Source organism: Scytonema sp. NUACC21, assembly GCF_054684315.1.
In genome coordinates this window covers 1-15728 of the sequence record NZ_BAAFZH010000072.1, presented here as the reverse complement: position 1 = coordinate 15728, position 15728 = coordinate 1, and the positions used below count along the sequence as shown (strand labels likewise).

Genomic DNA, 15728 nt, shown 5'->3' with positions numbered 1-15728 from the left:
GTTAAAAAATATCTCAGCTACCTAATTTTTCAAGAATTTATGTATATTATTCTCCGTGCTTCCAAATTGACATCTATATAATATTGCTTATGCCAAATTTTGCTAGTCGTGAAACTACTGAATAATAGTTTTTAAATGCATTTTAATTACGTGAAACTACTAGCGTTGAAAAACGAATACTTAGGTTATTAGCGTGTCTACTCTAATTTAATATGCTACAACTTTCTATAGAATCTCACCCATCTAAGGGTATTTTAGTCTATCTCGAATATGACATTTTTTGACCCAGAGGCTGAAAGCTGGTGGTCAAAAATATAATGCTTGAGGAGATAGGTTTTTAACTTATTGTTTAATTTTACCTTTATCATGATACACATAAACTGCGTAGAGACGCGCTATGGCGCGTCTCTAAAATAAAGGCATATTTCACGTTGACAGGGATTTGATGTTATGTCATCTCTGGTTGAAGAATTGAAAAGAATACCTTGCCCCCAATCTCTAGAGAGAACGTCCAATTCCTCAGTCTATTACCCTAAAAGCCCTACAGCATAGCCTCCTGCAATACTCTAAGATACTGCTTCGATATCACCTCAGGAGTAAAATAACACTCAACATAATCACGGGCTGCCTGACCCATACTCTGTGCTAACTTTTTATCTCGACTCAACAGGCGAATAAACTCAGCTAAACCAACACTATCTGTATTCTCAAACGTATGTCCGCAATTTCCATCTGTAATGAGTTGCTTTAAATATGAATGTTTCGGACAAATAACAGCGACGGGGCGTCCAGTCGCCAGAGCAGGGTAAAGTTTACTTGGTGCAACTAGGCTTTCCATACCAGGATCTACACTGACTAGTGATAAATCGCAGGCTGTCAGAGAATAGGGCAACACGTCTTTTTCTTGATAAGGAAGAAACAAAAAATTCTTCAGTCCTAGTTGATGTACTTCCTGAATTAACGCTTCACGTTTAGCTCCACCACCAATACACACAAACTGAATGTTCTCTTCATCTTGCAAGTATTTGGCAGCTTCCAGCATAGTGTTAATATCATGACATCGACCCAAGTTGCCCGAATACAACACCGTAAATTTATTTACCAGACCATGCTTATCAGCAAACCAGTTATGCTCTTTTTCAATGGGCGTAATAAAATCTGGATTCGCCCAACTGTGAATGACAGAAATTTTGTGAGCCGCTTCCGGACATTGAGCCGCCACTTGCCGCTTCATCGCTGGGCTTAGAACAATAATGCCCTTCGCTTTCTTCAAAATCTGTCTGTTTACACCCCGCCAGATACGAGCTATCCAGTGATGTTTTGGTATGACTTTTAACGCGATCGCAATATCTGGATATAGGTCATAAAGTATACAAACATAAGACAAACCAAACAAAATATGTGCAAGATACCCCAAGACTGGTAAAAATGGAGGAGCCGTAGTCAATAATGCAACGTTGCGACGTCTCGCAGCATTGAACAGATAGAACGCAGCACGCAAGGTGAACAAAATGCCGTTAATTGCCTTGCCGCGAATCCGTTGAGGGCAAAGTTGGGTAGTGCATGAGCGCTTAATTTTTAAGCTACCAAATTGTTCAACAGATGAAGCGTTAGCCGTCTTAAACGCGTACCCTGGTTGACCTGTAAAGACTTCAATATCTACTCCCTGCTTTTCCAACTGTCTCACCAGTTCGTCAATTAACTGCCCAGTAGCGGCAAAATCTGGAGGAAAAAACTGAGTGACAACAGACAATTTGATGAATTGCTCTATCCCAAGGAAATCACTTACAGTATATTGGTGTAAGTTTTCATAATCACCCTGAACGAATTGCTGCACTCTTTCACTCTGTGTCATAAATGGTGTGCTCTTGCAGTAAGAATTTTTAATAACTTTTGAAAACAAACTTGTTTGACTATTGCTTATGCCGCCAGTACCCTATTAGGAAATGATATTTCTATTGTTAAGTAGATCGGCGCCAATAAAGTTAGCCCTGACTCTCCTTTTTCATGCAACATCAGTCATTAATAAGGGTTATAGCTATTTTTAGTTCCACTAGCCTACCTAGTTTGACCGTGTTGAAATAGACTTTGACTTTATAGTTAGGACAGTTTATTGTCGTAGTATTTATGTTTATTCTGAAATCATCAAAAAAATGGTGTTCACATCTATAGCGACCCTTTCTTCAAAATTACTACGCTCTTGTAAATATGGTACATAATAAGCTTTGGCGAACTTAAACTTGTAGCTAGAACAAGAATTTGCCAGCCAGGAATAAAGCCTAAGATTTCTGCCAAACAAAGTCGATAAGCAAATTAAACAAAATATGTCGTCCTTTTCTATTTTCCAATAAGCAACTTAAATGATTCCTTGTCGTTACAAGTTTAGTTTGACAAATACATATTACTCTTTTTACACCAAACTACTATTAGTAAAATTACCGATTTTTTTCACACGACTACTTAGATAAATGCTCTATCAGGAATTAACCTTAAGTATTAAAGCTAGGCTGGTTAAAGCATAGCAAGCAAGTAAAGAACAGATTAGAAATCTTCAGGATCGAAGTAAGGGCATAAAGCCTTGTGCCCTTACATCAGGTGTACTTCATGTTCATGCTAAACCGCTATATCTAAATCACATTGCCTCCTACTCCCCTCCTCCCTTTGTCTCCCTATCTACCTCTCCCCTTGTCCTTACAACTTAAGCTCCAGCAGGTTCCCCATACCCCTGCAAGTTTTCCGGCTCAAACTGGCGCAGAATACGAGTCGCCCGATTGGTCAATTCTTCAGAACCTTTCACAACAATCAAATACTTACCAGCATTGAGACGATTCCGGTAGGGTAAAGCATCCCCACTCCCCACAGCTAAACCAACTCCACCACCAACAAAATAGGCACCCATAGCACCAGCACCCGCTCCAAAAATCCCACCAATTGTATGATTGCCAATATTCCCAATTGGCAATATCTCAATACCCGTCAAAGCGTTGAACAAGTAACCAGCTACAAAACCAAAAGGAATCAGCCAAGAGTTCAAACGTCCTATCCCTTTCTTTGCCTGCTTGTTCGGGTCAATCAACCCAAACTCATCCGCACTTTTATGCCCCTGACCTAAAATGTCAATTTGATTGGTAGGCAAACCTTCTTTTTCCAAAGCCGTGTAAGCTTCTTCTGCTTTTATTCGGTCTGGTAAAACTGCAACAAGATAATTCATAGTCCTATCCCAAGTGTGTTATTTCTTCAGCCAATCAAATCACACCCCTCCGTAACCCCCCCTTATCAAGGACAGGGCGCTGTTAGGGGGCGGGGTTCATACAATAGAAAACTGCTGTATGCATCCATGATTTGGTATTACCCTCAAACGTAAGTACTAAATCATGAAAAACCCTCAATCCAGGGATTGAATTGTCTTAAGTAAGTCGGTGTGAATAAACACAACTTGGCGTTAGGGCTGGTAGTGGTTGGTAGTTAGTGGTTAGTGGGCGTGAAAGCATTAGCTGTTAACGAGAGCTATAATGAGGTGTACGATCGCACTCAGTATACAACGCAAATCGATTATCACCTGCCCCTTCCCCTCCCTGTATTATCGGAAGCAAACCGACAGTGGATTGAAACGTTGTTAGCTCATTCCCATGTATCTGAATGAAATACCATCTGCCGAAATTGCGCTACATTCCCCATATTCCAAAACGTAAAACCGTAGGTTGGGTTGAGGAACGAAACCCAACATCTTTACCGCTCATAGGTGAGTCAGATTACTAATATTATGAAATCATCTTGATTAAACATGACAACAAATTCTCAAAAAAACAATGAATAATATTTCTATAAATTTGATACTTTTTTCTCTTTTCAATTATCTATTAAATGTTTTGTAACATATGCAATTTCATAAAAAAATAAATTGATTTTTTAGTAAATACTTCGTACAATTTCTCTAAGTGAAAGCATGACTTGGGAAGGGTTATATCTACTAAACATTAACAGCAAAAGTTCACAGTATTGTTTAAAATCATATCCTGTTGAACACTTGTGAAAACAAAACACCTGCTCGACCCTCTCCTTAGTAGAGGGAAGGTGCCGCTAGACAGGTAGGGTATTAACCTTGAACCTAATCCTCTCGTTCTAATATTGGAGGCTTGCAAATGGTAGTTCCTTCGCTTAAGATGTGGCTTGTTCCGCTAGCCCTCACCCTAGTAGGAGTGTGTTCAAGTGCAGTAAAAACAGCAGCACAAACTATTTACCCGTTTACTGGCAATTATCGTACAACAGTTAACATTACGCCCATCATTGGCGACATTTCACAGGTCTTTGAGGTAGGTGTGAGCGATGATGCTCCTTATGGTTTGGAACTATATGAAGGTCTCACCTACTCCGTGCTTGACGCCAATGGAAATCTCACCTTTAACAACGATCCAAAAGCATTCGGCATAGAAAACTACCCATTGGGCTATATCCAATTTGGCAGCGGCACTAATAAGTTGTTTGGAACGAGTGATGCCAGTGCTTCAGTTAACTTTGAAACACTGACAGCGACAGGTACGGGTGTGGTTTATATTACTGGTGGTGAGGGCTTATTTGAGAATGCTACAGCCACACTTCTGTTCTCTGAAGATGACATAGTTAATCCGGGCTCAACAATTACCCTAAACGGTCTGGCTTTAGTAACTGGTCCAATCCAAGTACCGCAGAAAGTGACCGAACCAACAACGACCACAACTCTAGTTGGTATAGGCTTGATTGGAGTTGGTTTTTTGCTACGCCGACACTCCTCTCGTTGTATTCAACGCAGACTTATTTAGCAATAACACGCTGCCCTGTAAAGCTAAACATCCCCCCATCTAAACCATTCTCCTCAAAAGGATTTGCGCTTAGATCGAAGAAACGAAGTTGGACTGACCCTTGTACTGTTTTAGTCTGAGGGTTCAACGTCACGCGATAATCAGTTCGACCAATGTTGACAGTACCTTGAGCTGGTGGATGGCTGAAGTTAAGTGCTATGGCAATAAGTTCGCTATTTCCAACGCATTTCCACGCGCCTCTTGCATTGGCGAAACCTTTGAATATGCTTGGAACAGTGCGTTGGTTGGAATCAGCAACAAAAACGTTACCGTCTTGAGCAAGCGTTACCATCAAGCGGTAGACGAACCTGCCATCCAATGTCGAGATTTTTGCTAGATATTTACCGATAGCAAGATTGCGACAATTCGCCTTATTAAAATAGGAGTTAGCTGATTGAGTCACCACTTCTTTTGGTGCCAAGCTATCTCGCATGGTAAACGCTAAAAGGGCACAAATTGCAAACAATGAGAACGCCTTACAAATTTTCATCACAAACCCCCAATTGATTTGGGTAGAAGAAGTTTGCACGAACTGGGTCAGTAAGTTAGTGCAAATAAAAACGTTTAAGTTTGTAGTTGCGCTTTAGCGCTAAAAGCCTACTGCAAAAGGTTTTCATAAAGTTAACATTTAGTTACATAGTCTTGTTGATTCTCACCTACTTAAAACTCGATTTCAACAGATAAATTAGGTTTGGGTTTACCGTACTTCAAATGAGAAATGTTCAGACTTATACATATTAAATCTGAACAGGGAAGTTAGACACAATATTAAAAAAACTGTACTTGTTACTAAAAAATTGTATTTTTATAAGTTATTTTCTGTCAATTGCTAGATGGCGATAACAGACTTTTCCTGCTTAAAAAGAAAATAGTAAAATTTGTAACCCACTTTTCCTATTTAACTAGGTGGGCAAAAATAAAAGCAGTTATGTTAATGAATAAAAATGCAATAAATCTTACAAAAGATAGATGACAAATAACAAAGAACAACTTTTTCCAGCCAACACAAAAAAAGGTGGAAACCATAGCTTCCACCCTAGAATTATTCAATATGGTTTTGTTGGGTTTCGTTCCTCAACCCAACCTACGGTGGAATTATTCAATATGGTTTTGTTGCTTGTCACTCTACCTCTTTTATTTTCATCTATAAGAATTGATTGGACAAAGTTAGCAATTGCAGCAAGAGTTAGAGTATTATTCATACCTACTATAAAAATTAACCCCAAACAAATCCCCAGGTTTCTCGAAAAAGAAAAAAGTATCAGACTTAAACCTAGAATTGCTGAAGAACAGGTTATTACTTTCTCCAATCCTATAACTTGTTTGCGGAGAATGAGATAAAGACCCGCAACAATAGAACCTAGGGCTGAAGATGTCATGAGAAACCCCATAGTTTCAGCATTCCCATTTAATATGTTTTGAGTAAAAATAGGCATTAAATTTACATAGGTCATTGCCATGAAGCAAATTATCATTTGCAATGCAAAAACATATCTTATGGGTAAAAAGTTGTAGGCATAAACAAATCCTTCTTGTAATTTTTTCCAAAAAGAAGTTTTTTGAGATAAGAATTTTTTTGGAAGAGATTGAATTTTTGTTGTTAAGATAGCAGAGATAAAGGGTATATAGGTGATAGCATCTATTAAAAAACATGCAGATGCTCCTGCTCTAGCAAGCAGTATGCCCGCAATCATAGGACTGACAAATTTAGCTGTGTTAATTAAGAAAGAATGAATAGAAACTGCACTGTAAGTATCTGCTTTGTCATCCACAAGCCTGGGAATTGTGACCAAACGCGCTGGCAGATCGAAAGCTTTTAGTGTGCCTTGAAGGGTACCGATGATAATAATCCAGATAACGTTAATTTGACCGTTAAGAGTCAGAAAAGTTAGGGTAGAAGATAAGAGAATATATAGTACCTGAGTCGTTAGTAGAACGTATCTTAGATTCCAGCGATCCAGCAACACTCCTATCAAAGGTGTAATAATCAAGCCCATAGCTTGATTTGTAAATCCAGCAACACCAACTAACAAGGCTGAATTGGTTAATTGATAAACCATCCATACCAAAGCAATTTGAGTCATCCAGGAACCAAAGAAAGATACGCTTTCTCCAATGACGAAACAACAAACATTTAAGGATTTTAAAGCAGGTGGAATTTGAAAAAAACCAAATACCAGTTTGCCTTCTTGAAAATCTTCTTGATGGCTGTGTTCCATAATGTTTACCTTTTGAAAATGTCTGCGGTTTTATTTTTAGGACGTTTATGATGAAGTTTTACTGGGTCGGTATGAAACAAGGTAACTGGGAATGGTCATCCTTAGTCATTTGTAAGGCTTTCCTGGATATTTACATTTTGTAATATAGTTCTGTTTACTCCCACCCACCTACTTTATTGGATTTGGAGGTGACAAGTTCATTGATAACAGGTTTTGTTAGACATCCTTAAATTTAGCAATACATAAATTTAGAACACTTACTATTTAGCTGCAAAAACTTAACCACATATTAAGTTGTGGCTATTTGGAGAAACATCTGTATCTTTTATAATACGGTAAATAAGTCAGTTTTTAGTAGTATATTTATGACCGTATCGATCCAAAGACTCCAAAACTTTCCTTTTGATTGTTTTAAGGACATGATTGCAGAAAGTCTAGACATGGGTTTTATGGCTGTTCAGCGTCTAGCCGATGACTGGGTTTCAGGAGCAAATCGATTTGATCGCCACGGGGAAGCATTGTTTATCGCCAAAGGCGGCGGGAGCATTATCGGTGTGTGTGGCTTGAATATCGACCCTTACGCAACTTTTGAAGGTACCGGGCGTGTCCGACATCTGTATGTCATAAGTGAGTATCGCCGAAGAGGTATTGGTCGTGCTCTAGTCGAACGAGTTGTGGATGAGGCTCGCTTGAGCTTCAACCGCCTGCATCTGCGTACCCACAGTCATCAAGCTGATAAATTCTATCGTGCAATTGGGTTCAGTTCATGTGACGGCGATGAATACTGTACCCATATACTTGAACTGCATCGCTAGTGTAGCCAAATCGTTCAAGATAAAGTTCAATTTGCAACTTGTAGAACAGAACGTAATTTCAGCAACCGCTCTTTTGCCATTGCTAAGGTTTCTGATTTCTTGCTAAAACAGAATCTGATAAATTTTTTACCTGCGTGCGATCGCGAGAAAAAGCTGGAACCAGGAACCACAGCAACACCGATCTCTTTGATTAAAAATTCCGCAAATTCTACATCATTGTTGTAACCAAAGTGAGAGATATCAGCAAATACGTAGTAAGCTCCTTTAGGGACAAAATAGGGAATTTCAACAGCATCCAAAATCTGTAGAATGTTATCTCGCTTCTGGTGATACAGCTGTGCCAGTTCTTCATAGTAGCTTGGCGGAAGTTGCATCGCCGCGATTCCAGCACTTTGCAAGGGTGCGGGTGCGCCAACAGTCAGAAAATCATGAACTTTGCGTATTGCTCCTGTTAATTCTGGATTTGACAGAACATAGCCAATTCGCCAACCCGTGACGCTGTAAGTTTTAGAAAGACCGTTAATAGTCACAGTCCGGTCAGACATTCCAGGCAGAGTCGCCATTGCAACGTGCTGCGTTTTATCGTAGAGAATGTGTTCGTAAATTTCATCAGTAAATGCTAACACATCCCACTTCTGACACAATTCAGCAATTATAGTGAGTTCTTCACGAGTAAAAACTTTCCCAGTTGGATTATGGGGCGTATTGATGATAATGGCTTTTGTGCGTTCGTTAAAGCTGTCACGCAGTTGTGCTTCATCAAATGTCCAATCAGGTGGATGCAACGACACATAACGGGGAATTGCACCTGCTAAAACTGCATCGGGTCCGTAATTTTCGTAATAGGGCTCAAAGACTATCACTTCATCACCCGGATTCAGAGTAGCCAGCATGACAGCAGCCATTGCTTCGGTTGAACCACAGGTCACAGTGATTTGTCGTTCGGGGTCAACATCCAATCCCAAATACCACCGGGCTTTTTCCGCAATAGCTTGACGGAACGCTTTATTTCCCCAAGTAATAGCGTATTGATTGACGTCTTCCTCAATTGCCTTACAAGCTGCCCTCTTTAACTCAGGAGGACACGGAAAATCAGGAAATCCCTGTGCCAAATTAACCGCACCGTATTGTAATGCAACTCTGGTCATTTCTCGAATGACCGACTCTGTGAACTGGCTTGCCTTGTGGGAAATCTTTTGCTTTCCTTCTTGAATCACATTTACATCCTTACATTTCAGAGATAAATCTACTATATATCACTTAAATTACCGTATATTTTATTAAGTCCCAACGGCACACTGAGAACGCCAGTAACTCTGGATACGTTGAGAAATCTTGAGGTTTCTTAGCGAAAGAATCCCCAACTATATTGCTTGCAATTAGTTGGGGTGCGTTCAAGTCAGCACATCCCTTGTAACTACTGAATCACCAATGTAGAATCAGCATTACGTCCAAACTCTTCTGGCGCATATTGCAGGTGGACTTGTGCGCCAGGGTAAAGAAATGTACCGGAAGTGACAGAACGAACTAAGTAGTGAAGTTGATAGACGCCCGGTTGCAAACTGTCTGCATAAGCTACTATGCGATCGCGATAGATAGTCTTGAACCCAAGTTGCCAAGCATCGGCTTTTGCTTGTAATGCAGATGTAGTACTTTGAAAACTAGCATCCACCGCTTCAAAACCTGCGGGTAAAGGGTCAGTTATTGCCAAATGATTCACGGGACGGTCTGTGATGACTTCCAAACCAATATCAAAGACTTGCCCGGTAGCAACAGTCAATGGCTTACCTTTATCATACAAACCTACTTTTTGCAATACTTTATCTTGACCTACGGGGCTAATTTGCCTTGTAACCCGTAAACCGTTAAATCTTCCCGGTTGATTTCCTTGCAAACGATAGCGATAAGCAACCAAATAGTGCAATGTTCCTTGTCCCGATTTTTGCAGTTGTAAATCGTGACGCCCATGAGGTAACTCAGCCATTGGAACTTTCACCTCCAAGCTGGGATTGCGGTAACCTTCAAATTTTTGTTGTCCCAATTTCTTACCAGCCAATTGCACTGTAGCAACAAAATTGGGTGGTGTTGGTTGCAGTTGACTGTATTCCACCAAAGCCGTTAGGGCTTGGGCATTGTCATAATAAGTTTGCCATGTACCGTGACGGCGTAACGCCAGCAAACTTTGCAATAACCTATCGATCGCTTCTGGTTTATACTGTTGAGCAATAAACAACCGCAAAGCTTGTGCTTGTGCAGTCGTTGGTGAGTTCATCCATTCCCAGCTACGAGGCAAACTGACAACCGCGTCACGACTCGTTTCATATATATTCTGTTGCAACTGGCTTAATAGTTGTTTGGACTCATTCTGCCATTCTGGAAATTGGGATAGATACCGTGTCAGCTTCATCTGAGTTGATAAATCAAAAGCCTTGCGCTGACGGTAAATATCTGCGAGGAAAGTATTGCGCTTGTCTCCTAATTCTGCCAAAGCCATCAAAGCGTTGAGTTGCAGTTGGCTTTTACACGGCTGCTTTTTGCAAAATTCATACTGTCCTGGGTTGGCTAGAATTTTCTGCAAATAAGTCTTGAGACGAGACACCATTTTTGAATCTACCAAACTAGGGAAAGACCGATTTGCTTTTGCAAGAGATTCAGCCGCATAGGAAGAAACCCAAGGATCGGACCTTTGTTCTCCTGGGAAAGCAGCAAAGCCACCATCTGCAAGTTGGAGTTTTTGCAATCTCTCGATAGCTTGGGAAGCACGTTTGCTGGGATTAAACGCTGTAAATGTCTGACCGTATTTTTCAGACAAAGTTTGCAACCCAGCAGCAATGAAAAGTTGACTCGCCGCAGGTTCTGCAAAAGGAAAATCATCATTTTGCCAAACCTGCTGTATTGGTGCTTTTATCTCTGGTATCAGAGTACTAGCTACATTGATATCTAAACCGCCCCCTTCAGGAACAGTCTTTTTCTCGATATTTAGAGGAATTTTTACCTCATTCTTTTGAGGAGGAATTGCACCTGTTTCAACAACTTGTTCGGTCATTTCTAACTGCTGAATCGCCAAAGGGAATTCAAAAGCATCTGCTGACGCGCCATTAAGTTGGGTGGTAAAGCGAACCTTACCTTCTCCCACACGACTTGCAACCATTGGAAAGCGATAAGCGCGGGTAGCCCCATCAGTCTGGGTTTGCAAAGCAGTCGATGTGGGGTTATTTCCAGCAAACTGAACTGTATCGCCCACTTCACCATGAATAGTTAGAGTACCCGTCGTCCCAGTATTATTCGTTACTGATAAACCAGCTTGAAATTTATCGCCGGGACGAGCAAACTGTGGCAGTATTGCATTAGTCACTAATGGCTTGGTCGTGATAAACGTTGCTTCCGAGTTCCCAAAACGGAGATTTTCGTCAGTCGCAACAACCATCACCCGCCATGTCGTCAAGTTATCCGGTACTTTAAAGGTAACCTTTGCTTGACCATTAGTATCGGCGATCGCAGAACCGTTGTAGTAAGCTAAAGCTTGAAAGTCTGTACGAATGCGGGTATTCGCCGCGCTTGCTGATAACCCACCGCCATAACCCCAGCCTTTAGGTTCAGCTAATGCTTGTTGTGCTACCACCACATTTTGGCGGTTATCGCTAAAGCGAGTTGATATCGGCTGTTCTGCGTACACTGTCGTCACCAAATCGGGGGGACGATAACCGGAAAGCTGCAGCACCGCCTCATTAACCACCATAACGGTGAACTGTCCTTTGATGGGATTTCCCCAATTATCTTTAAGTTCCAGTTGTACTGTTTGTTCTACACCAGGTTCGAGGGACGCTTGTACTGGAGTCACTTGTACTTTTAAATACTTATCCTCCAAGTTAACTTTAAAAGGAGCAAAGCCAATCGCAGCTAAGTTATTGACACTTCCTGGTTCTACCTGGTTGAGAGGCGCACCCTGTCGTACCAATATAGCTTGCACAGCTGCATTTGGTAGCATTTCTGGTGTGACTTGAAATTGAACTTGCGGTGCGCCCCCTTTAACTTTGATAATTTGCTGATACAAAGGTTTGTCTTTAATAACAGCAAAATACAATTCTCCTTCTGAATAAGGAGACTGAATCAGTGCAGTCGCCGTTTCACCGAGTTTAAAAGTTGTTTTATCCAGTTTAATTTCCAAACGGTCTTTTTCTTTATTACCCCAAAAAACCGCATTTTCTCCTGTCGCCCAAATTTGGATATCCGTTGCGCTGACATCATTTCTTGCATCGCTAAAATTTGCCCTAATTCGATAAGAACCGGATTCATTAGGTTTTAGCGTTACAGACTGCGGTTTGTTTGTCGATATAATTTCTGCTTGTTCTACTGTCTTATATTCAACTTGGTTTTTCCCTGTCGCACTCCCTTCTACTAATTGAGTCACACTGCTATACTTCAAAAGTTGAAGTTCCAACCGTACCCGTTGACCTTCTCGTGGTTTTCCTGTGTGGTCAGTCACAATCATCTCAACGGGAAAAGGTTTGCCAGCCTCAGCAACAAAATTGCTTTTTAACCCAATAAGTTGATGGCTGGGTAATGCTGTAAATGTTTTGGAATTTGCCACCGATAGATTGGAAACATCTGCAACTTGTACATCCACGCGGTAAATCATTGGATAAGGCAAATCTTTTGCCATTACCGTTTGACTGCTTTTTCCATTAACATCAAGCACCACATTTGTTTGCAAAACATCGCTAGGTACAGACGGGGGTTCTTCTGGCCAAAACCACTGTCTGCCAAAAGAAAATTCCTCCCAACCTTTAGGAACAAAATTTGTCTGCTGGCGAGTGACAAAATATTTAGCTTGTCCTCCTTCTACAGGAGAGCCAAATAAATATTGACTTGTAGATTTAGCTTCTACTGTATCATCAAGGAAAGCAAATTCTTTATCTAAATTTAGATCTACTTTGAAATTGGGCGGATTAAACTCAGCGACGCGAAACTCTCCAGAAATTTCTTGTTCGTTTTTACCCTTAGCTTGGATTGTATAGTAACCTAAAGGTTGAGTTTTGCCGATGGCTAATTCTAGAGAAAATGTACCAAATTCATTGGTTGTTTTAGTTCCTAAATCTATCTTTTTTCCATTTGGATCTACAAGAGTTAACTGGTAAATGGAATTTTTATCCTGTTTGATTTCACTATTTTGTAAGTAGTCTGCAAAACCAGTCAACCAAGCCTTTTCTCCTGGTTGATATAACTGTCTATCTGAGAAAATGATTCCACGAGATAAAAATTTGCCATTTTCCCAACTAGCATCAATTCCGTAGCCATAAGCACCGCTGTATTCTTCAGTACGAGCAAAAGCCCAATCTTGATTTTCCCTTGCAATAACTAGTAATAAAGGTTCTTTTGTCGAACTTTGAGAACCTGCAAAGCATTCTCGCAAATCGTCACGGGTAAGCCTTAAGGTTCCATTTTCATCAGTTTTTCCAGAAGCGCAAGGGATAGGTTGAGGACGCGATTTTGCCTCTAATTTTGATTGATAAATTGCGATCGCAGCTGCTTTTACAGGTATACCATCAGAAAGGTGATGGACTCTAATTAAGCCAAACTCTGGAAACCATTGTGTAAAGACACCTAAATTTGTCATTTGAACCATACCATAAGTGGTAGGTTCGCGCCAAAGTTCCTTACCATTTTCCTGATATGTATTGGTTCGTGCTTGTACTCCGTAAGCTAACATTCCCGTAGCAGCACCCAGTTTTTCTCTTATAGGAACCCTCACTTCCAAGGACTGATTTTTTTTCCCCGATACCTTAAAACTTTTCCACTCAAAGGCTTTCGGTAATAGATTGTCACCTTCGCCTTGAGGGTAAGCCGAATTAAAATAAACCAAATCTGTCGGTTGAACAACTTGATAAGCTGCTTTATAACTGGAATCAGGCAAATTGACTGTAGAAATATTCAGTTGTAGATTTTTTCCTGCTGGCAAAATATTCAACCCTTCAGGAACCCAGATATCCCCAGCTAAATCTCCTGTTTGATACTTTACTGTAACAGGCTTACCCAAGGTTTGCCCAAATTTATCTTTAATATTTGCACCAATTGTTATTGTATAGCTTGTTGAAGGTGCTAAGGCGTAAGGATTGATAAGAATAACTTTTTCGCGATCGTAAGCTTGGATGAGTCGAGAAATAGCTTTTGGTGCGGGAGTAATTTTAATATTTTCACTAACTGAACTCGCGACTAATTCATTATTAAATACCAGTTGGGGGGCACCTTGAACAAATCTACCATAAGTTCCGCCGGAATCTGGTTGACCGTAGAACTGAATTCCCCTAAATTCCAAAGGAGAATAAGTTGATATCTTACTTACAAACGCTTGTTCGCTGGGTAAATTTCCATAAGCAGGAAGCAAACCTGGAGCAAATTCCAGACGATAATTGGTTGATTTTTGTAACTTGTCGTCAGGAATCAAATTATAAATCCATTGACGAGATGAAGGGTCAAATTTTTCTAAAGGGTCTTGAGATTCTGGGGGTTTTTCTTCCTTTGCCAATTCTACTTGAAATCTTACACTCCTGGGTTTGCCTTCTACGATAAGTTGTAAATGCTCTTGTATGGAAGCTAAATTTAATTCTGTATTAGATGTGAATTGTAATTTTTGCTGCAAATCTATTGGTTCGATTTCATCCTTTTCAATCGGATTTTTACCAGGTAAGCCAGTTAGTTTGATAGGTTCGGTATTAAAAGTCCAAGACAAATCTTTATCGAGACGGTGATTCTTTAAATCTGCCAACCCTGCTTTGAGTGTCACTTGAAATCGCGTTGCTTTTGGAAGTGCTTTGTCAAGTTGAAATCCCACCATGCGCGGTGTTAAAAATCGAAAATGACCGGGAATAGATGGCACAATTTCAAACTTTTGTAACAAACCCTGTTGTTCTGGGCTGTCAAGACTTTCAACTGGAATTAAAGCTTCTTTAAACCGGATGCGGATTTGGTTAAGAGGTTCGCTATCCGTCAAGGGGCTTATCTGTTCTATCCAGTCTGGTAACTGCGGTGGTGTGAGTAGAGAAACCGCAGGAAGTTGCTCTTTTCCTGAGGTGACACTGACAAAACTACACCCTGCTATTCCTAGCATAAGTGTCAGGATAAGCAAGAATCGCAGCAAAATTCTCGGGAACATACAGGGATTGGGTAGCGGTTAGTAGTTGGTGGTTAGTGGGAGAACAAGCAACAAGTCATTAATAATAAGTAGTCGCCGATGAGTTACTTATTAACAAAAATGAGAATGAATACAGTTGGTATGTTTAAATTTCAAAAAGAAAAATAGGATTCCTATAGATATCTAATTCTCTCCACTGTTTCCAGAAATTCAATACAATTCTTAATCATGTAAGTAAGTTGACAAAATAAATAGAAATGTGTTACGTAATGTCAACATACTCAAAATCCTTACTAATGACCAATGACCAAGGACTAAGGACAACCCCTAAAATTAAGAGATTCTTGCTTTCAAAAAGATATTAGTATGACCCAAGCCCTACCAAAATTAGTCACTTTTGAAGATTTTTTGAAATGGAAACCCGAAGTAGGACGGTACGAACTGCACAATGGAGTCATTGTCGAGATGCAACCAACGGGACTGCATGAACGAATCAAAGGTTTTTTAGCTTCCGAATTAACCGTTGAGTACAAACGGTTGAAATTGCCTTACTTCATACCAAACCAGGCACTAGTAAAACCATCTGGAAGCGCATCAGGGTATTTGCCCGATATTTTGATAATAAATGATGAAAATTTAGCAGCAGAGCCATTGTGGGAAAAAGAATCGATAGTTTCTCAGGGTGCATCTATTCCTCTGGTCATTGAAGTTGTCAGTACTAACT

10 protein-coding genes are annotated in these 15728 nt (G+C 40.3%); 4 read left to right on the top strand and 6 right to left on the bottom strand.

Annotated features, from left to right (window positions below; all coding sequences use genetic code 11):
* Positions 1-541: 541 nt before the first annotated feature.
* Together ACYRY3_RS13705 and ACYRY3_RS13700 are read right to left on the bottom strand one after the other, a co-directional pair.
* Positions 542-1855, bottom strand: coding sequence for a glycosyltransferase family 4 protein (locus ACYRY3_RS13705; RefSeq protein WP_460202205.1), 1314 nt, complete (start codon positions 1853-1855; stop codon positions 542-544).
* A gap of 843 nt (positions 1856-2698) precedes the next feature.
* A complete protein-coding gene (locus tag ACYRY3_RS13700) occupies positions 2699-3211 on the bottom strand; it encodes a hypothetical protein (RefSeq protein ID WP_460202204.1) in 513 nt (170 codons plus the stop codon).
* Positions 3212-3481: 270 nt separating this feature from the next.
* Here ACYRY3_RS13700 and ACYRY3_RS13695 point away from each other — a divergent pair, with 270 nt between their 5' ends.
* The gene (locus ACYRY3_RS13695) at positions 3482-3643 is read left to right on the top strand and encodes a DUF4058 family protein (RefSeq protein WP_460202203.1); all 162 of its coding nucleotides are present in this window, start codon (positions 3482-3484) and stop codon (positions 3641-3643) included.
* 499 nt (positions 3644-4142) lie between these two features.
* A complete protein-coding gene (locus tag ACYRY3_RS13690; protein WP_460202202.1) occupies positions 4143-4799 on the top strand; it encodes a hypothetical protein in 657 nt (218 codons plus the stop codon).
* Here ACYRY3_RS13690 and ACYRY3_RS13685 read toward each other — a convergent pair.
* A complete protein-coding gene (locus ACYRY3_RS13685; RefSeq protein ID WP_460202201.1) occupies positions 4792-5328 on the bottom strand; it encodes a hypothetical protein in 537 nt (178 codons plus the stop codon). The two genes, ACYRY3_RS13690 and ACYRY3_RS13685, sit on opposite strands and share 8 nt — an antisense overlap.
* Positions 5329-5884: 556 nt before the next feature.
* Positions 5885-7057 (bottom strand): MFS transporter, encoded by a 1173-nt coding sequence (locus ACYRY3_RS13680; RefSeq protein WP_460202200.1) that lies wholly within the window; start codon positions 7055-7057, stop codon positions 5885-5887.
* Positions 7058-7422: 365 nt separating this feature from the next.
* Between ACYRY3_RS13680 and ACYRY3_RS13675 the strand changes: the two genes are divergently transcribed.
* Complete coding sequence (locus tag ACYRY3_RS13675; RefSeq protein WP_460202199.1) at positions 7423-7872, top strand: GNAT family N-acetyltransferase; 450 nt, start codon at positions 7423-7425, stop codon at positions 7870-7872.
* Positions 7873-7898: 26 nt separating this feature from the next.
* Here the strand turns inward: ACYRY3_RS13675 and ACYRY3_RS13670 are convergent, their stop codons facing one another.
* Both ACYRY3_RS13670 and ACYRY3_RS13665 read right to left on the bottom strand, forming a co-directional pair.
* Positions 7899-9089: a pyridoxal phosphate-dependent aminotransferase gene (locus tag ACYRY3_RS13670; protein ID WP_460202198.1), complete on the bottom strand. Its 1191-nt coding sequence runs from the start codon at positions 9087-9089 to the stop codon at positions 7899-7901.
* Between the two features lie 200 nt (positions 9090-9289).
* Positions 9290-15025 (bottom strand): alpha-2-macroglobulin family protein, encoded by a 5736-nt coding sequence (locus ACYRY3_RS13665; protein WP_460202197.1) that lies wholly within the window; start codon positions 15023-15025, stop codon positions 9290-9292.
* 345 nt (positions 15026-15370) lie between these two features.
* Here ACYRY3_RS13665 and ACYRY3_RS13660 point away from each other — a divergent pair.
* Positions 15371-15728 (top strand): Uma2 family endonuclease (locus tag ACYRY3_RS13660; RefSeq protein WP_460202196.1); only part of this gene is annotated, 358 nt, incomplete at its 3' end.

Bases quoted from the DNA above. Each gene is read 5' to 3' on its own strand.
- ACYRY3_RS13705 (WP_460202205.1), bottom strand. From the start codon at position 1,855: ATGACACAGAGTGAAAGAGTGCAGCAATTCGTTCAGGGTGATTATGAA.
- ACYRY3_RS13700 (WP_460202204.1), bottom strand. From the start codon at position 3,211: ATGAATTATCTTGTTGCAGTTTTACCAGACCGAATAAAAGCAGAAGAA.
- ACYRY3_RS13690 (WP_460202202.1), top strand. From the start codon at position 4,143: ATGGTAGTTCCTTCGCTTAAGATGTGGCTTGTTCCGCTAGCCCTCACC.
- ACYRY3_RS13685 (WP_460202201.1), bottom strand. From the start codon at position 5,328: ATGAAAATTTGTAAGGCGTTCTCATTGTTTGCAATTTGTGCCCTTTTA.
- ACYRY3_RS13680 (WP_460202200.1), bottom strand. From the start codon at position 7,057: ATGGAACACAGCCATCAAGAAGATTTTCAAGAAGGCAAACTGGTATTT.
- ACYRY3_RS13675 (WP_460202199.1), top strand. From the start codon at position 7,423: ATGACCGTATCGATCCAAAGACTCCAAAACTTTCCTTTTGATTGTTTT.
- ACYRY3_RS13665 (WP_460202197.1), bottom strand. From the start codon at position 15,025: ATGTTCCCGAGAATTTTGCTGCGATTCTTGCTTATCCTGACACTTATG.